The sequence below is a fragment of the Bradyrhizobium sp. genome, assembly GCF_035935975.1.
In the GTDB taxonomy this organism is placed as follows: domain Bacteria; phylum Pseudomonadota; class Alphaproteobacteria; order Rhizobiales; family Xanthobacteraceae; genus Bradyrhizobium.
This window is the reverse complement of sequence record NZ_DASYWN010000064.1, coordinates 1-18,027: the sequence shown is the minus strand read 5'-3', so window position 1 is coordinate 18,027 and position 18,027 is coordinate 1. Positions and strand designations below refer to the sequence as shown.

The 18,027-nt window shown below is 57.9% G+C and carries 17 protein-coding genes and 1 pseudogene; 6 read left to right on the top strand and 12 right to left on the bottom strand.

Annotated elements, in window-relative coordinates:
• The first annotated feature begins 62 nt into the window (after positions 1 to 62).
• Positions 63 to 980: a DUF4238 domain-containing protein gene (locus VGR99_RS39245; protein WP_326905308.1), complete on the top strand. Its 918-nt coding sequence runs from the start codon at positions 63 to 65 to the stop codon at positions 978 to 980.
• A 99-nt stretch (positions 981 to 1,079) separates the two neighbouring features.
• Positions 1,080 to 2,324: an SIR2 family protein gene (locus tag VGR99_RS39240; RefSeq protein ID WP_326905307.1), complete on the top strand. Its 1,245-nt coding sequence runs from the start codon at positions 1,080 to 1,082 to the stop codon at positions 2,322 to 2,324.
• 24 nt (positions 2,325 to 2,348) lie between these two features.
• Here the strand turns inward: VGR99_RS39240 and VGR99_RS39235 are convergent, their stop codons facing one another.
• From VGR99_RS39235 to VGR99_RS39200, 8 genes are all read right to left on the bottom strand, one after another.
• Positions 2,349 to 3,329: a hypothetical protein gene (locus VGR99_RS39235; protein ID WP_326905306.1), complete on the bottom strand. Its 981-nt coding sequence runs from the start codon at positions 3,327 to 3,329 to the stop codon at positions 2,349 to 2,351.
• A gap of 453 nt (positions 3,330 to 3,782) precedes the next feature.
• Positions 3,783 to 6,590: an SEC-C metal-binding domain-containing protein gene (locus VGR99_RS39230; RefSeq protein WP_326905305.1), complete on the bottom strand. Its 2,808-nt coding sequence runs from the start codon at positions 6,588 to 6,590 to the stop codon at positions 3,783 to 3,785.
• A gap of 93 nt (positions 6,591 to 6,683) precedes the next feature.
• A complete protein-coding gene (locus VGR99_RS39225) occupies positions 6,684 to 8,093 on the bottom strand; it encodes a hypothetical protein (protein WP_326905304.1) in 1,410 nt (469 codons plus the stop codon).
• Positions 8,086 to 9,813, bottom strand: coding sequence for an ATP-binding protein (locus tag VGR99_RS39220; RefSeq protein ID WP_326905303.1), 1,728 nt, complete (start codon positions 9,811 to 9,813; stop codon positions 8,086 to 8,088). Before VGR99_RS39220 ends, VGR99_RS39225 begins: the two co-directional genes overlap by 8 nt.
• Before the next feature lie 608 nt (positions 9,814 to 10,421).
• Complete coding sequence (locus VGR99_RS39215; protein ID WP_326905302.1) at positions 10,422 to 11,306, bottom strand: relaxase/mobilization nuclease domain-containing protein; 885 nt, start codon at positions 11,304 to 11,306, stop codon at positions 10,422 to 10,424.
• Positions 11,307 to 11,491: 185 nt separating this feature from the next.
• A complete protein-coding gene (locus VGR99_RS39210) occupies positions 11,492 to 12,010 on the bottom strand; it encodes a MobC family plasmid mobilization relaxosome protein (protein WP_326905301.1) in 519 nt (172 codons plus the stop codon).
• Between the two features lie 424 nt (positions 12,011 to 12,434).
• Positions 12,435 to 13,415 (bottom strand): ParB/RepB/Spo0J family partition protein, encoded by a 981-nt coding sequence (locus tag VGR99_RS39205; protein WP_326905300.1) that lies wholly within the window; start codon positions 13,413 to 13,415, stop codon positions 12,435 to 12,437.
• Positions 13,405 to 14,166 carry a ParA family protein gene (locus VGR99_RS39200; RefSeq protein ID WP_326905299.1) on the bottom strand — a complete coding sequence of 254 codons (762 nt, stop codon included), beginning with the start codon at positions 14,164 to 14,166 and terminating at the stop codon, positions 13,405 to 13,407. The genes VGR99_RS39205 and VGR99_RS39200 overlap by 11 nt, the downstream gene beginning before the upstream one ends.
• 759 nt (positions 14,167 to 14,925) lie before the next feature.
• Between VGR99_RS39200 and VGR99_RS39195 the strand changes: the two genes are divergently transcribed.
• The 3 genes and pseudogenes from VGR99_RS39195 to VGR99_RS39185 all read left to right on the top strand — a co-directional run.
• A complete protein-coding gene (locus VGR99_RS39195; RefSeq protein ID WP_326905298.1) occupies positions 14,926 to 15,099 on the top strand; it encodes a hypothetical protein in 174 nt (57 codons plus the stop codon).
• Positions 15,100 to 15,289: 190 nt separating this feature from the next.
• Positions 15,290 to 15,526, top strand: a complete 237-nt coding sequence (locus VGR99_RS39190) for a WGR domain-containing protein (RefSeq protein ID WP_326905464.1) — start codon at positions 15,290 to 15,292, stop codon at positions 15,524 to 15,526.
• Positions 15,527 to 15,566: 40 nt separating this feature from the next.
• Positions 15,567 to 15,842: pseudogene (locus VGR99_RS39185) on the top strand (HU family DNA-binding protein); the annotation flags it as partial.
• Positions 15,843 to 15,888: 46 nt separating this feature from the next.
• Here the strand turns inward: VGR99_RS39185 and VGR99_RS39180 are convergent.
• The 3 genes from VGR99_RS39180 to VGR99_RS39170 all read right to left on the bottom strand — a co-directional run bounded on the left by VGR99_RS39180 (position 15,889) and on the right by VGR99_RS39170 (position 17,296).
• Positions 15,889 to 16,032: a hypothetical protein gene (locus VGR99_RS39180; RefSeq protein ID WP_326905297.1), complete on the bottom strand. Its 144-nt coding sequence runs from the start codon at positions 16,030 to 16,032 to the stop codon at positions 15,889 to 15,891.
• Between the two features lie 62 nt (positions 16,033 to 16,094).
• Positions 16,095 to 16,406 carry a DUF736 domain-containing protein gene (locus VGR99_RS39175; protein WP_018273795.1) on the bottom strand — a complete coding sequence of 104 codons (312 nt, stop codon included), beginning with the start codon at positions 16,404 to 16,406 and terminating at the stop codon, positions 16,095 to 16,097.
• A 707-nt stretch (positions 16,407 to 17,113) separates the two neighbouring features.
• Positions 17,114 to 17,296, bottom strand: coding sequence for a hypothetical protein (locus tag VGR99_RS39170; RefSeq protein WP_326905296.1), 183 nt, complete (start codon positions 17,294 to 17,296; stop codon positions 17,114 to 17,116).
• Between the two features lie 148 nt (positions 17,297 to 17,444).
• On the opposite strand from VGR99_RS39170, the gene VGR99_RS39165 reads away from it, so the two are divergent.
• Positions 17,445 to 17,645: a hypothetical protein gene (locus VGR99_RS39165; protein WP_326905295.1), complete on the top strand. Its 201-nt coding sequence runs from the start codon at positions 17,445 to 17,447 to the stop codon at positions 17,643 to 17,645.
• A 210-nt stretch (positions 17,646 to 17,855) separates the two neighbouring features.
• Here VGR99_RS39165 and repC read toward each other — a convergent pair whose 3' ends face one another.
• Positions 17,856 to 18,014, bottom strand: a complete 159-nt coding sequence (gene repC / locus VGR99_RS39160; protein ID WP_326905463.1) for a replication initiation protein RepC — start codon at positions 18,012 to 18,014, stop codon at positions 17,856 to 17,858.
• Positions 18,015 to 18,027: the final 13 nt, after the last annotated feature.

Below are 18,027 nucleotides of genomic sequence, written 5' to 3'. Positions count from 1 at the left end.
CAGCCTCGCTGCGCCAATGGCATAATTTCCGGCCCGAATCAGCCTCGCACCGCAGACCGATCGTGACCAAGCAGCAAAAGAAAAAGCGAAATCATTGGGTGCCGCAGTCGTACCTTCGCCATTTCGCGGCCGATGACGATCGACGCAAGATCTGGATGTTGAAACGGGACAGCGACGACGAACCGGAACTGAAGCCAATCAAGAAGGTCGCGACCGAATTCTATCTTTACGCGCCAAGTGGCCCGAACGGACGTGATTATTCATTCGAAGACAAAATGGCATCGCTTGAGCAAATGTTCGGCGAACCCTTCTGGCATTCTCTGGCCACCGATTATGTCGACCTTTGCGACAACTCGGTGCGCAAAGGACTATCGTTACTTGTTGCCGTAATGCACCTGCGGAATCCCCAGCAGCTTCAGCAGACGCACGTGCTTTATAGGCAAATGGTCGAATTCTATTCGCAGCTTCCGGAACTGCCGGATGCTGTTGAGATCGGCGGCAAGACTTACGAATTGAACAAGGATAGCTGGCCCTCTTATCGCGATGCCAGCGACGATGATATCAAGCGCATGTGGTTGAACAATGTGGGATCGGCAGTGTGGTTAGCCAAGATGCTCATGGACATGCGCTGGGCCATCCTTCTTTCGGAAGAGCCGGTGTTTATCACGACCGATAATCCCGTCATCACGGTCCATCCATCGCTTGCGTTTAAGGGAATCAAGAATTCTGAGACGAGTGTAATGTTCCCGCTCAGCCCTACGCGGTTGCTACACATCGACAACCGGATGGCCGAACCGGATGGGCAGTATTATCCGCTCAAGGCTAATCCCGGCGCCATGAACGGGCTGCTTTGGCGATATGCTATCAATGCAATGTATTCGTCGCGTCATCCCGATCATGTCTGCGCGGAGATATGCGCCGATGCCGAAGAACAAGGATTCGTCTCTGCAGACGAAGAGTCTTGCGGCTCGCCAAGCTAAAGCACAGCGTCGGCGTGACTCGCGGCCTAGGAGGCAGTTCATCGATACTGAGCTAATGCGCTACTTCTATTTGAAACGCACACATCAGGACGCTACGCCTTGAAAAGACTTCTCATTATTCTTGGCGCAGGCAGCAGCATTCCAGTTGGGATGCCGTCCGTTTCAGATCTCGACAGGAAGATGTTCGAATGGAGCGATGACTGGTCTCCAGCTCCAGGGCTGGAGAACTATTACCGCGCCGTCTGGAAGGGAGTGGAGCAGTATTATTTCGCAAGCCCAGACAGCATCAAGCCATCGCCTAACTTCGAGAAGGTCTTGGGGGAAATGGTGGGGCTTGCACATTGGATGACGCCTCCGCCATTCGGAAATGCGCTGCGGCAACTGATCTCTCCAACCGGCGCGCCAATCGGAATGGCCTTCCACGAAGGACGCTATGCCGCGACCGTTGGTATAAACGATCAGCTCACGCATCAACTTGTGAAGCTGGCACAGCACATGCGCGAGCTGTGCAAGGGCGGACCCGTCACACGGCATTGTCGGTTTAGCGAATACGAGGCTCTGTTTAGCGGGCTGCGAAAGCGTTTTGAACTTGGTGTATTTAACCTGAACTACGACAATGCTGCGCTAACCGCACTGCCCGGCGCATTCGCAGGCTTTGATTCCAATGGCCGGTTTTCTGCCGCCGAGGTGCATGAAAGAACAACATGGGATTTTGTGTATCATCTGCACGGCAGCGTACATCATAAGCTGGAGCAGCCCTTTGGGAATCGGATCGACTGGTTTGCCGAGCTCAACGGGACGTTTTTCGATGGTCACGTCGGCAACAGCACGGACACTCGGTCTGACAACAGAGCTTTTCCAAAAACCAGCCTCATCGCTGGTGGGTTCAAGCTCGACCAGCTTTTGGCCGAACCGTTTCTGTCATTCTACGCAGCGCTAATCCGCCGGGTTTATGAAGCGGATGCGATCTTGATTGGCGGCTACGGATTTGGCGACATGCACGTGAACCGTGCGCTGCAAAATCGGCTTGAAGCCAAAGAGTCCCGTCCTCCAGTCGCGGTGCTTACATGGTCTCCCGGCGCAGACCCCATGGAATTCCGGTCCGATGAATGGGGACGGAAGCTAGCTGTTACCCTCCATGCTCCAACACCCTATCGGGAGCCAGGCCATACCTCCCCGCCGCACATTGCAGATTTGATAAGCAGGGGTGGCTTTGAAGTATGTTCGCCCCATCGCGTAGCGATCTGGCATGCTGGGTTTTTGGAGGCAACTCGTCGGCTGGACGCTATCGCAGATTGGCTCGATGGCGCCGCCCAAGATGCCGTTTTGGCGGGTACGTCCTGACTTCAGGTCACCCTCATAATAAGTTCAGCTAGCAGCAACCGGCGACCGTTCCGGGCCGGAGGTTCCAGCGAAAAGCTTCTCCAGAGAACGAATATCCGTTGAGATCGCGGTATTATATTTCTTTCCCAACCTTGCTTGCATAGCAAGGTTCGAAAACTGGTTCTCGGCGACAACGTAGTCGGCGTAGGGCATGACTGCCCCAAACGCCTGCATATCCCGGAAATCATTTTCATCAATCGGGCGGTTCTGGCTTTCGAGCCGCAGCGTTATCTCTCGCTCAACATAATAGGCGGGAACGTCAACAATCATACGGCGCGCAAGCGAACTACCCATGTCCGAGATAGAACGCCACGGAGCCCCAGCCGCCAGCCCGCATGACAGGATGAAATCCATATCGTCGACCATCATGATCGCGCTATAAATCCGTCGGCGCATGGCGAGGCTCTCATTCCCGTCTCGCGCGCGACGAGCTTCAATTCGCTGCCTCAGACGCTCTGCGCCCTCCGAAAACTGAACGACAGCATAGCGCCGGACATCCTCAGGAGTATTCATGAGATAGTCGTAGAGCAGTGCGGCAGGACGGCGCTTGATGAGCGAAACAACTCTTTCAGGGACAGAGAGAATTCGACTGTCACCAGCTTCGGCGACTGCCTCGAAGAAAATATCGGATAAGAACCAGCTCGTTACACGAACTTCGGCAGGCAGCCCATACGCAGAGCGTACAAAATCGCTCAGCTCAATCTCAAGGCGCTTAAACCTGCCGCGAAACACTAACCCCTTGCTCAAAGACGCCTGCAAGAAGGCAAGTTCGTGCCGCTGTCGGCTATCATTGATCTTTTGGGTCTCGTACATATTGGCAAAAGTCAATGGAACTGTAATCGTGCCAGCTGCCACCCCATCGAATAGCCGGGTAAGAATTTCCGACGCTATTGGATGCTGCGCCGGATACTTCGCGGCGCGCGCCAGCTCTATCCATTTGTTTTGGTCGAGATAAACAATCGACATGCCAATTCTCTACCCTCCGGGGTAAGCTAGGGCCGATTCGCGGTTAGTTTACGCTGCCCACCGGATTTTGCCGATGTTTCGAAGGCTCGAACGTCAATGACGTGGAATCCGCGCGCAAAGCCTCCCAAGGAAACCGGCGAGTACATAAGGTGGCTCGGTGAAGACATTGCCCTCTTCCAACAAGAGCGGCCTGACCTACCACAGGGTCGCAACCTCAACGCAAAGACGAGAAGGAAGCTCTTAACCGCCTGGAACAAGGCGCGCGAAGCGGCCGAGCTGGAGGATGCGGGAAAGGTTAGCCCCGAATGGCTAGAGACCGTGAGAAGGTTTCACCGCACCCGAACGCTTACCTCCGCTTCGCCTGGAAAAGCGGTACGGAAAACAGAAAAGAAGTAAAATCACGCCGTGTCGCTGCTCAGCAGACGAGAGCTTCAGCAGGCCTGCGTATACGTATTAGGTCCGTCGGCCATGGCATTTCTTGTACTTCTTCCCAGACCCACAGAAGCATGCCGCATTTACGGGATATTTCTTGCGCGGATGAGGGATCTGCCATTGCGGCGGCGGTGCTTCGAGCCTCATACGCGCAATATGGCGTCGCTGCCGCTGCATTTCCGTTCGCCCTTCCTCGGTTAGCCCGCTTTCATACGGCGCCAACCGCGCCATTTCGGCCTCGGCGGCTTCAAACCTTCCGCTATAGGCAAGTACCACGGCGTATTGGCTGCGCACCGGAATGATGTGGCTCGCCATCTTCATACGAAGAATAGTCGGAAGCAGATTCCTTTCGAAGACATCCAGGGCTCCGATGTAGTCCGCCCGTTCCACAAACTCGTCGACAAGGTCTTGGCCCACCCGGACGTAAGAATCGAGGGCGTGAGCCATCGAATAGAACTTCATCGCGTGAATACGTTCCAAGCGAGACGGACTGCCAAGACGATTGGTGGCCATGGCCTGCAAATCGAGCGTATCAGCGAGATGCTTCAGGTCATCGGTGAGGTCTTCGCTCTGCTTTAGAAGCGGAAAGATTTTATCAGGATTATTGCCTATGACCTGGGCCGGCGTGAGTCCAAGAAGTGTGTAATACTCCGAGATAAGCTGACCGGTGATTTCAAGGCACAGTCTGTAGGCGCCGAGCGAGAAAAGTGCGCGGGCATAATTGTATCGCGCGATGCGGAGATACTCTGGTCGATCAGGAAGCGCTGCCATGACCGTATCCATCGCGGCCTGTGCTCCGGCAACGTCTCCCTGCTGCGCAAGGAAGTTCATGCGCTTCATCGAGACGGCCAGCCTTTCAGATGCGCCCAGGTCATGATCCGCGACCAGCCGCTCCATCAGCGTCAACCTGTCATTCAGAAGTTCGCGATCACCCTTTTTGAACTGCGCGAAGACAAGGCCATCCAGCGCCCAAAACCGGTCTTCGGCACTTACTTCCTCTGAGGCAGCAAAGCGCTCCAGGAAGGCCGTGATCTCCGTCATATACCCGAGTTCATGAAATATCTCGTCCGTTGCCATTTGGACCAGCGGCTTGACCTCATTGATGGCAACGAACATGCGCAGAAGGAGCGAAACGCGTTCAGGACTTCGGTGTTTTGGAAGCTGCGTTAGCAGAATGTCCTTAATTGCGCGCTGGACAACAAGCAGCGCGTCGGAACCAAGACTTTCAAGGTGCGCTCGCCCCAAAAGCCGCATGGCGTCGTGCACCTTAAAGCGATCAACGCCGAAAACCTGCAATATTCCCGCAAGACGAAGTTTGCGGAAGAGCGCCGCAACGCCCCGATCGTCGAGGTGGCAGGAAGAACTAAGGACGGCTACCGCCTCTGCCTGACTGATTGGGATGTCAACCAAGCTCAGCGCGCCGACTGCGCGCTTATCGCCCTCGCCGTACGCATCAAAGATGCGGGCTAGGATTAGCTCTTGCGCGGTCGATACCGTATGCGTTTGTTGCTCCAGCTCGCGGCAGAAGCGCGCAACGCCTCCTTCGTAGCCCACTGCTGCGATCTGGAGTGCGTTTTGGGCATAGAGAGGGAGGCCGCCGGTCAGCTTTATGATTTTGTCGTACGCAGCATAGTCGCCGTGACAGCCAAGGGCGGCCCCCTCGGCCGCGACGGTCTCATTGGTCCATCCGCGCAGGGGCTCCGCCGAGATGCCAAGCGTGGCTTCGAGCGCCGCGATTGCCGGTCCCGGCTGCGCAAGTAGAATAAAGTGAAGATGAGGCGACGGCTCTATAAGGGCGCGGATGTCTGTGTCGGAAATGCGATGGGCATTATCAATCACGACCGTCGCCCGGACATGATCGGCGGCCAAACGTCTGCCGATCGCAAAAAGGATCTGGGGGCCGGTGATGCCCGGCAGAAGGATTTCGCCGAGCTGTACGCCAGCCTTGCCAAAAAGCCTCGCCGCCAATTCGCGGGCGACCGACGAAACAAGGGCGGTACTTGGAACCTCGCTGACGTTGAAGTAAGCGAGGGCGTCGCTTGTATGCAGGGCGGATTGTGACACCCAGGACGTTTTGCCAGCGCCGGAAAAGCCCACTATCAGGCGAATACGTTGATCAGAGACGAGTTCCGGCTCATGATCCTGGGGGCGATAACGGACAGGCGGCGCCGGGAAATCTTGGAGCTGTATGACTAGTTGCTCAAAGGCTTCGGACAATACCGCTACTTTGAATGTATGATCAGTATGTGGCTCTATGCCGGCCGATGCCGACATGACGCGCCCAGCCAGCTTCCAAACCAGAGTTTCCGGTGCCAGCAGGGCGAAAGGCAGCGTGCGGGCCAAATCGCAGCAGGCGGCGAAGGCCTCACCGAGGTTTCGCCATTGGCCCGGTAGCGCCGCTTCGGTTACGGCTGGGCCGCCGGGCCACTGAACCGCGACATCGCTCGGCCATGTCTTTTCGGCCAAGCGCTTTGAAAGCGAAGGGCTTAGCTCAGCATTCGTGGCAATGAAGAATGAAGCGCCGCCCTTGCGAGCGCCGGAGTCATGTTCTTTCCGCAGCGCATCGAAGCGCAGTACAGCTCCTTCGATGTCGCTATACACCAAGGGCTCCCGGCGGGTCTTAACCTGAACATAGAGGCGCCGACCAGGCAGAACAATTTCTACGTCCTCATCGCGCTCAACGATGATATCGGTTGCACCCGCACCGCTGGCGAGAAATAAGCATGCCACCGCGTAGAGATGCTGAAACAGGAAACCGCGATGGACGGCTTCGATCCGCTCTAACTGCTGACTATCTAAAACGGAAGACGTTGGTGAACTTTGGGTCATCTGCGCAGTTGCGATGTGGCGGTGGATCGGTCAGTCAAGATGATAGACAACGGATAGGCCGCTGGCTCCATACAACGGAAACTGCCGGTACGCTCAACCTCTAGCTCCATCGCCATCCATGAGATCGACTAACATCGTGCTTTTCGCTCCTCGAGTTAGCGCGACGTAGAGGTCTTTGTGGGTCCCCCAACTTTTTTGCCAGGCCGGCGAGCGGAGGACGATGGCGTGGTCGAATTCCAGTCCCTTCACCAACAGCGTGCTGCCAATACAACGATGGACATGGTCGCGGCTATGGTATTTTCGTTGAGCAATCTCTTGTGCGTAAAGCGCCTTAAGGCTGGCGCCGTTCTCAAGATGGCCTTCGAGAACGCATTTCAATGCGCTGATGGATTCACTAAGTTTGGGAGGTTTTTTCAGAGTATTGGTTACGTAGTCCAGCAGATCAATGAGGAGCTGCGCGGTCACGCCTTCTTTGTGCTTTGCGCAGAGAGCTTGCCGGTCTACACGCCTGGGGCGTTGGGCCTTGTTTGCGAGGAGCGCTGCGAGAAATCTCTTCTCGTCGGAATCAAGCCCGCCAAACGCCGATTCCAGGAATTCCAAGGCGGCACCAGATTTATCGGCAGCACTCGCATCACTCAGTGCCTGCACTAGGACCTGGAGTACGGTGAGATCATTGGGTTCCAGTACATGAAACCTGTGATTCACAAGAGCGGTTTCGACGGTCGCCGGAAGCCGCCTTGCCTTTGGCCCAATCACACATATCCGGCCCGGCTTTCCATGCGCAATACCGATAAGCTGCCGGCTGAGTTCTGCATAATTGATGGACCGATATTCAACCGGGGAGGCGCGGTATGACGGCTCACGGCCGGCACGGAAATCGCCTCGTGCATTCTGAAGCCACTTACCCAGATTTTCATTCCCGGCCCTGATCCATCGATGTGGCGTGTCGAGTGTTCCCAAATTTATCCCGAACGCGCCCCGAACGTCGGACCATCCCACCAGCTCATCTCGAAAGCCGAAGATGCCTTGAAGATCATCACCAAGCACCCTGCATGGCAGCAAGTTCCTAAGTTCTAGTATCAGTGCATGCATCGACGCTGTGCAGTCCTGATACTCGTCAACGATAACACCTGTGTAAGAGTTTAGAATGCCGTATCGAACAAAGCCCTTCTGCAAGAGATTGCACATGGCGGCATAAACACTTGTCCATTCTGCTACATCTATCGATCCGCGATAGCCGCCGTTGCCGGGATACAAGCGCACCCAACCCCAAGCCCAACCAGCGATCGTATCCACATGGTATTTTGAGCGCTTCACCCCGAGCGAACGGAAGCGCTGACGCAAAGCGTCTACTCCCGCGTGGGTATGCGTCAGGACTAGCTGGCATCCGTCGCAGTAGGTGCCCACCGTACGGACGATGGCCTCCGTCTTTCCACATCCGGCGGCTGCCTCGACAAAGCCTGATCGCGCTCGTGCGATCGCTTGAAAGACGGGATCACTCATTTTGCTGAACCCAGTCCCACAGCAAGGAGAGTCTTGCCTTGAGGATACCGTTGTCAGGAAGCAGCGGGAGCGCAAACTCAAATGCCTTCCGGGCATAGTCGATACGCTTAATCCACTTACCCTTATGCGCCAGATCGCCCAATACCTTCCTAATCACGGAATCTTCTGGCCAGGTGGCAGGATCGCTGGCCAGTTTCAGGGGCTTGACGCGCGGCTCTTTGACGATCGCATCGATCATCGAATCTAGTTGCATTTCGTCATGATTTTCGGCGATTTTTGTGAGCAGGGTCGGCATCGACGTCCACGGCATCTCTGCAAACAGTTGATGCTCTGTCGCATTGCCGGTCTGCCAGTGAGCGACGTGGATACCACGCGCCTGTAGGCTGATAATATCGTCGTCACTCAAATGCTCTGGCGCATCATTGTCGCAAAGAACGGCCGTGCGATAACCAAGTGCTGCGAGGCTTTCGGCATCGGGCTTGATGTTCGATGCACCGTTACTGTTAAAATAAGCTGTGGCCAGGCTCCACACGGGCGCGCTATTTGCGTCGAACCGGTAGACATCATAGGCCCGAAGCAGCCCAATCTCTGTCAGGCCTTCGCACGCAACGATACGATTGCCAAGGAAAGCTTCGGCATTGGTGCGCACCGGCCCCTGAATGCCCGATACTGTGTTGAGACTCTTCACGATAACAGCGCCGGTGCTGTCGCGCCGGCAAACCCATAGCTCCTGCTTGGTCACGTCGAGTTCGCGGATGACCGCAGCTGAGTGGGTGGTAGCAAAAACCTGCTGTTGAGACGCTTTAAGCTTATGCAACAGGCCGCGGATGCGGTAGGGCTCAAGGCCAAGCTCGATTTCGTCGATGACCGCGATGTTCTTGCCGTTGTGCAGTTTCATCTGCATTGCGGCGCCCACGAGCCGCTTTGATCCGCTTCCTTTGTTGCGAAGCGGGACTTGTCCTTCATGCAACGAGATAACGCCGACCCCGATCGAATGACGCTGCACATCGATCTTTGGCGCGAGTTCGCCCAGGTTGACACCGGCATTCCGTGCTTCAACACGAACTGTATCAGCAACGGACTTGCATTGCGCAATGCTCTGTTGGCCGGAGATGTCGCTCTGACGCATTTCGCGCGCCAGCTCAGAGACGACGCCGGTCAGGCTACCCTTCGTACCTTCGCTGAGGCGGGTCAGTATCGTGTTTCGTCCCCAAGTAAACTGGGCGTCGGAGAATAGGTCTAATCGGCTGAGCCCGATTAGTGCCCGCTCAGCCGCATAGATTGGCTTGCGCTCGGTTTCATCGCCGGTATCGCGACCCTTTACGGCAAACCATTTCGGCTCAAGGCTCTTGTCCACACGAAGGCTGACAGAGAATGCAGTCATCCCGTTTGGCTCTACCTCGGGACCATCCGCACCGAGGCCGCATTGGTATCGTGCGAACGTACTTTCTTGAAAGAAGGCTCTGATGTGGGGTTGAGTCTCGTCCCAATCCCCGAGCGTCACTTGAATAACGATATCGTCGTCGACGGCCTGATTAAAGAAATCGGCATCGTCGAAGGCCAATGCCGTGCGCGGAGACAACGCATAATCGAGTGCGGTCAGGATCGTGGTCTTGCACGCATCTCCCGATCCGATGATGCAATTTAGATCTCCCACGATGCGCCACTTGAGAGATTTGATGCCGCGAAAATTGCGAACTTCGAGATGCCTGATCCTCAAGGAAACCGCCTCTGCAATACGATGCCACAATCGGCGACGGCCGAATCCGGCGCGAGAGCTATTCGCGTTCGATCATTTTAGGGATCCGAAGCGAATGGAAACGAGAGAGGACAAACTCGTCTGCGCGGAAAGCGTGACGAATGCGCGCTCGGGTGGAATCGGACCGCTCACCACAATCGTACAGCACTTGAAGGGACTTCGCGCGCTTGAGCTGCGCTGCCCGCTACGGATGGCAACAGGTTTTCATGTGCCATCTAGCAAATTGCAACGCGGCAATGGTTGGAGATGCAGGGTAATATGCTGATAATAAAAGGAAATCTGCTGCAATTCGTAGCAGCGTGTGAGAAGCCCTTGCAATTGAAAAACCCGCCAGAGATAGCCCCTAACTCTCTCATTTCATTTGGAAAATCTTGGTTCTGTCATAGGTTCAAACTTCGAAAGGATCACTGTCAGGCTCATAATCTGAATGTAGGTGGATGGCCTTGAGCGAAGCGACTTCGAAGCTGGATTCCGCTCGCCTAAGTTTACCCAGGATGTCCTCGAGGCGTTCCGATAGCTGTGGGTAATCCGGTCCAGCTCAAAAATATTGGTCCAAACCCTCCGTGCCCTTATCTGCTTCGCTCATCGCCTCTTGTTTCTTCACGCCGCTCCGCATCAACGTCCTGCTCCGCGCCGCGGCGCCGCGTATCGGCAAGTTTCGAAAGCTCGTTCTTCAGCGCATGCCGGCGGGTTTCGACAGCGGGCATATCGTTGACGAATTGCCGAACTTGGCGAGCTAACTCGTGATCTGCTGGCGCTCCAGAGCGCTGTAGCTCGGCGGCATAATCGAGATATCGCTGCCTGATCGCCTCCTGACGGGACTTAATCTGTTCGTCCCAAGGATGTTTGGCAGCCCTGCCACCCCTCACCTCCGAAAGCACCTTCTCCCGGGCAAGCCGATCGACCTCGGGCGTGATCTTACGCTTGCGCATCGCGAGGACCGCCCCGCGATCGGCCTTTCGAACCCGTCCGCGGGTTCGCCGCGGCGTTGCCTCCGCCGCGATCCCGCGAAGCCGGAGTTCGCCAGCAAACCGCTCGCGCCAAGCCTGAAGATCCGCCTTGCGGGGGTTGAGGCGCTTGCCGTCACGGCCGAGTGAGCGGACGGTCAAGTGCACGTGGGGATGCTTGTCGTCGAGGTGCTGCACAAAGACATAGTCGTGCTTGTCCCCGAACGTCTCGATGGCAAACGCCCTGGCCGCTTCCTTGACAGCGACAGCATCGGTACCAGCCGGCATCGACAGAATGATATTGATCGAAAACGATCCATCACGGCGGCGCTTGTCGTCGAGACCGGCATCATCCTCCCAGCGTTGCTGCAGATCTTTCAATCCGGAACGACCCGCCAGCGTCGCGCCCTGCTCTGTTTCCCCATCGAGCTCGCCGTTTCGCGTGATGTATGCAAGATGTGACTTGAGATGCGCCACGTCTTTTGTGCGGCCGGTGATCTTGACCATCACCTCTGGTGCGCGACGAACAATGCGTTCGAGTTTCGCACGCATCGCCGGCGTAAGGCGCCCGGGAGCCGCCGGATCAGGGATATCCCACTCGGCCCGCCGCGGGCGCCGATTGGGCGTTTCCCAGACGTACGAGATCGGCGGAAGATCGGAGGCCAGCCCGGTCGGCCGCGGTGAGCGTCGGCTCATCGCCGTCCATCCCAATAATCTGCGTTGCCGTGTAGGGCATTACGCAATTGCGCCAGCTCTCTTTCGATGACCAGCTTGGCCTCTTGAATGGCGGACAGATCGGGCTCAACCACCCTGCCCTGCAGCACACTGGCGTTTGCGGCGCGCGCGATCTGGTTAATGTTGCCACCGATCCGGTTTAGTTCGCGAACGATCGCGCGAAGCGCCTCGTGCTCGCTCGGAGAATGCTGCACCGGTGACGCCAGTCGCGAGCGCACCAGGGCGACGATCCAGCCTGTTCGGGTCATGCCACGCTGATGTGACACTTCAGCGAGCTGCAGCATCTCGCTCTCGCGAAACCTCACTGTCACCTTCTCCGGCCGTCCGACCGGCAACGCCAAGATGCGCGGCGCTGGCGCAGCTAGTGCCTCAGCAATGAGGCGCCGCAGCAGCGCGGATTTGCCGCCCTGGGTAGCCGCAAACGCGGAGAACTCCGCCGCGACGTCGTCAGAGACGCGAAGCGAGATCAGGGCCATGCAGTCCAATCCCAATCGCGATGTAATACATCGCTGGCGCGAAGCCTATCCTGCACTAGAAAGTGCGAGTCCCTCCACCCCCTCAATGTTGGGTCAAACCAACGAGCGCGGCACTCAAAGCTCGGGAGTTGCTGCAGGTGATATCCAACCCAGGCGACGATCGATGCACAGAATTCCTCCGGGAACGACGCAGCCGTCACCTCAAGTGCTTCTGCTCCACGAACGTCGCCCGTTGAGATCGGCAACACTGGCACCGAGCATGTGGACCGCGGCTTTCCAGCAGCCTCCGGCCTCTCTACAGCGCTGTGGGAGGCGCGTTCGGCCTCCGGCTGCTGCGCTGACGCGCCATCCTTCGGATGGGAAATCCGCTCCGCCGGCGTGCCAAGCGCAGCAGTCTTTCTGGGGAGACAGTCTAAGGCCAGCTTCATGCGAAAATGATCTCTTCGATCGTGATGGTCGATGCCGGCACCTCTTCCGCTTCTTCTGCGCCATCGACTAATAGCACGGCATAGCGTGAGCCTTGAGACGCGAGCCGATCGACGAGAAGGCAGCCGGCGCGCTCTTGGTGGCGCACTCTGATCGTCACTGATGAACTTATTCGCTCATTTCGATGGACCGAAGACTTGGAGCATTTCTCCGCGGCCGCCTTTGCACGGTCTCTCTCTATGGGTCGCAATGCGACTTGCGGTGCGATCGGCCCTCGTGCCGATTGAGATCCAGCGGCACTTTCGCCATCAGCGTGGGAGCCGCCAACTTCGCTGCGAATTTTGCGAGCCAGCTGGCGGGCGTGGGCGTCGGTGAAGCTCTCCTGTGCTGCACATACGGTCTCGACGGCGTTGGGCTGCTCACGCCAAGCCTGGTAGAGCTCATACACAGCACGGATTGACGAGCCGGCAAGCTTCGACCGGAGAAATTCCGGCATACTTTGGACCGACGCGTAGCGAGACACCCAGTCCCTGGACTTGCCGAGCTTGCGCGAGATGTCAGCCTGGTTATCACCCTGCTCCAAGCGGTCCGCGACGAATGCCGCAATTTCGGGGGCGTTGAGGTCATCCCGCTGGATGTTTTCAATCATCTGAACATAGCGATCCGCAGAACCAGCGGCATGAACGAAAGCCGGCATTTCACGGAGTCCGGCGCGCTTGGCAGCGCGATACCGCCTCGCACCCATGACGATCATGTACCGGCCTTCGTCGGTCCCCTGCCGGAGCACGATCGGTTGCAACACGCCATGCTGAAGGACCGATTCCGCAAGCTCATCGAGCTTCTGCTCGTCGAAGCTGCGACGGGGCTGGCCTGGATCTTCGTCAATGCGATCGATGGAGATGGAAGTCGGTCGCCCGGTTGCGGCGACACCATCTTCCGAGGCGTCGATGAGCTGCTTAAAGCTGAGATCAAGCGCCATGTGCCGTCTCGTTCATCTGCGCGACGATCTTGGCGAGAACATCACGGATTTCGCGACCAGCCTCCTGCGCAGAGCGGCGCTTGAGCTTCCAGACCGGCAGGCGTTCCGCAACAGCCTCAGCGTAGCCATCCCTTGCAACGATCTGGCCGGGGAAGACATATTTACCGGCCTCGCGCAGCAATTGCTCAAGATGCGTCCTTTGACGAGGCGATTTCGTATTGAAGTTCGAAGGCAGCAACCCGAGGAACTTCGTGTCCTGGCAACCATAACGCCTCTGGACGCCGATCACGGTCTGCATCAGACCTTTGACGCCCTTGATCGAATAGTCCTCCAGATAGATGGGGGCCAGCACATGCGACGCCGCAACCAAACAGCCGACACTGCGCAGTCCAAGTGATGGCGGCGTATCGATGACGCAGGCATCGAATTGATCCGACGCGATAGCGAGGTTCTCTTGTAGTGTGGTTATGGCGGCGGCAGTGCTGCGATCGAGATCAGTCAGCGAGCTATCGGCCGGTGCAAGCGTTAGGCCTTCGTCTTCCCGAGGTACGATCCGTATCCCCGGCTTGAACAAATCCGCGGCTAACGTTGAACCGGCGTATTGTCTCAATGTATCGGACGCATTGCTCTGCGCATCGACGTCGATCACGAGAACGCGGAGATTTGCTTCCGCCATAAACCAGGCCAAATGCACGGCAAGTGTTGTCTTGCCGACCCCGCCCTTTTGATTGTTGATGACAATTGTCTTCATCTCAAAATCCGGAATGGGTCTGGCGGCGCTGGGTTCATGTCCTCGTCCATCGTTTCGTGAAGGTGTTGGTTTGAACCAACAGCGATTGCGAATCCGATCACCGGAACGATCCCGAAATTCAGCCGGCGAATCCCCTGCCAGAAGAGTCAGGTCAGTAGATCGCCAACGGAAGGAACAATTTCCAGCAAGCGCGGCTGGGACCGTGCTCGTTGCTGGACCACGGCTTTCGACCCGCTCGCGAGAGGATCGTCACGCGAATGCGCGGAGACCGCTTGCGGGCTCCGGGAGCGCCGCCGCGGCGGCGCGAGTAGAGCCGTCCCCGGAGGGGCTCGCCCAAGCGGACACTGCTGCAAGAATGGGCCGCCGGATGCCCGACCTATCCTCCGAGATCGGCGTTCAGCAGCGCATAATCCTCGCTCCGGCAACTGCCGCCTCCGCCGACGGGACGCCAGAACCGGTACGATTGGATGGAGACATGATCTTCACAAGCGTGCTCTGAGCAGGCGTTACCGCTCGCGGCGAAAGGGCCTCTCCCTTAACTCTGAGCCTGGACCGCGTTGAATTGGTGAGTCTTTGCAAGGCTTCCGAGGCGGTCCTATTTGTTGAATGGACCGTTCAATCGCGAATTGGCTGCGATCTCTTGGCGTAGCTTTAGCTTGTCCAAAGCAAATGCATTGTCGCAAATGACGCAATGCGTTAGACTTAAAGCTCAAAATGTCGCCGCTGATGGGACAGCAGCGCTAGTGTCGAGGTTGTCTGATGGACCACCGAACAAACCACGCCACCTGGAAGATCACGCATATTTCGGACGAGCTCGGGTTCGTCGAGGAAGTCGTTCCCGTTGCGAAGCTGGACGCACGTCTTTCGGAGCTGCGCAGCACGTTGACGACCCGCCGCGTCATGGCGGAACCGATATCCGCAGACATGCAATAGCACCCGGATCTAGGGAAGCGGTGCATCGCTTTAGATTGATACCGCTGTCGATATCGTAGACCTACTTGTGCACTTGTGAAAAACGACAAGAACTACTCGTGACTTGGCCTGGTTCGCGAATCCAGTTCGTTAATTCTAGAGCCGTTTCGCGAAACCTTGCACCAGTTCGCGAAACCGCGCGCACCGATAGCTGTCCACGCAGCCGACTAGCAATGTCACTGATCCGCATTCGAGCCGGATCGGCACGAATGTCCAGACCATGGGGCAAACCTTCGATGGCAGCGCAGAGGCAGTCAAAGCGTTCAGACGGCTGGAACGCGCCAAGCGGAGGCGCGGTCATGATGCAGCGGACGGGGAACGGTCATGCAGTCTTTCGGGGATTGTGGCTCTCTCCGTAATGCCGGCTCTATCTGTTCCACGACCTTGATGTCAGACGAGCAAAATCGAAACAAGACGGAGCTCGTCCAATGACGACTGCCAATGAGATCGCCGAAAAGATTGCAGCCGAGAACGACCTGATAAAAGCTCAAGCGAAATCCATAGTCGATAGCGTGTTCAAGGCCATCGCTGATGCGGCCGTCAGCGGAGCCGAGACGAGCCTTCCCGGGTTCGGCAAGTTCAAGGTCAAGGATAGCCCCGCCCGCGAGGGCCGCAATCCGTCAACCGGCGCAACGATTGCGATCGCAGCTTCCAGAAAGATGACGTTTACACCTGCCAAAGCGATGAAAGATGTTCTGAACGGAGGAGCGGCCCCAAGCGACGGCGTCGCAAGACGCAAGACGAGGGGGCTTATGCCCCCTCCCCGGCTGCAAGCGCTTCGTCGCGTTGGCGGATGAGCTCGGCCAATTCGAGTTCGAGCGCCTTGCGCTCCGCTGGCGTGAATACGCAGTCGCGCAGCTCGGCTCGCAATTCTTCAATGATGTCGATGGTCATGATTGCATCTCCGGTCGAAGGGAAGCAGGCCCCGCCTTGCGGCGGAGCCCACTGACTGAGCTTCAGTCCCGGTTCGGACGAGACCAGATCAGTTGGAGACCTTCCGCACCTTCGACCTCGGTCAGGGTGGCGTAGATCGGAGCGGGGAAGCTCGGATCGTCCAGCTTGACGGAGAGGTAGTCGCGCTCGGTGTCCTTGGCGGTCTTCTGCCAGGCAGCACCCAGCTCGACGTTGCCTGAGTAGATGCGGAAGTGCGGTCCCTTGTCGGAAGGGTTCTCGACGCGGATCAGCTTGGCCTTGACGTTAAGGTTGAGCGTCTTGATCGCGCCGGAGAAGCCGTTGCCCGTGGAGGTGAAGGTGCCGATGGTGGCCATTGTCTCATTCCCTTGGTTTTCTCGGGCCGCGCCTATCGCGACCTCGATGGCGGTCGTGAGACCGAAGGCGATCGACCTGCACCCGGAGGGCCGAAATGAAATGGAGGGCGGCCGGCAGCGACTTTCTTGGACCGCGAGGAATGGCGCGCAGCGCCAGGGGAAGAAAGTCGAGGACGGGCGTTGCAGGGACAAGATCGAGAGGCCGCGAAGCGGGATCGGCCTTCGGTCAGACCAGCCTCTATCGAGGACGCAGATGGGTGCGCCCGTCGCGAAAACACATGGAATGAAGACGGACGGCCCTATGTGCCATTCGGATCTCAGGGCAACGAGCGTCGCAGCGAAACGTCGTTCACCATAAGCAGGCCACCCAAGCGCCGGGTCATCGCCTACGAGGGAAACTATCGCTGCCAGCAACGTCGGCGCACCTGTCGAAGTGGCTATCGCAAGATCGATAACGAGGATGCCGCCGCTCTCGCCATACGGATGCAACCCGGTCCTCCGCATCCATGCGACCGACACGCCCTGCGAGGCGTGAAACGGATGCTAGCGTCACTGCACGTGCCGGCCGCCGAGTCGACGATTCCGCCGGCACGCGCGATGGAACGTAGCTTGGCGTGCGGGTTGCAACGCCACAGCATTGGTGCGGGTTGTGAGCACGATCGAAGTCGACAGCGATCCGGCTGCCGGGCTCGATTTCGGTTCGAACGTTACTTGGCCGGCGGTCGCAGCGGGCTTTCCGCCCATTTCCGGGCGGCGGGATCGCGCAGCGGGTCGTCTTCGCAGGCCAGGCAGACGTAGCGTGGCCGGCCCGGCGCGACGTCGTCGGGCACAGCCGTCATCGGCTTCCCGCACTTCGGGCACACCTTCCGGCTCAGGTAGAGCGGAGTCATGGTTTTTCCCTGCCGCGACCAGCCTAGTTCCCGGTGCACCGCGAGCACAAGTGGATCGCCGAAAATTGCCTTCATTCATCAGACCGCTTGACGTTAAGGGCGTCTCGCTTTGAAATCCGGTTTTCAGTGATGTTGCGGGGGTGGCGTCGTGGAAGATTTTTACAGGGGCTTCGCGCAGCGGGCTCGCGATCTGGCCGAGAACGCGGACCCGTTCACCAAGCGGCGGCTACTCGACCTGGCCCAACGATACGACCTGAAGAGCAGACCAGGATCACCCGGCGGACGATCCATCCCGCCCCCGCGTGCAACGCCACCGACCGTGCTGTTCTCCGGCTCCGGCGAGGCCTGACGAAAAGCTCGCAGTGCAGATCGTGGGCGCGCTGTTAGTCGATGTTCTGCCGCTCCCCGTCTCCTTCCTTCACATCGCGCCACGGTGCCGCCCGCGCCCTCCGGCGGCATCGCTTCTATCGAACCATCGAACACTTCAATCGCGCCCGCAGTGCAGTTCGCGTCCCGCGGTTCCGGAGACGCAGTCGCAGGGCGTCGGAACCGCTCGCTGCTAGGAAACCTGTTTATCATTCGCAGTCTTTTGCTTCTTCCAGAGCGCCATGATCTGCGGTCCGATGGAATAATTGCCGGCCCTAGCTTTCGCCGTAAGACCCCGCAGGTATCCGCCCGGGCTTTTGACCTCCGCCGAGCGTTGCAGGATCGCGGCGATCGTAACCGCTGCA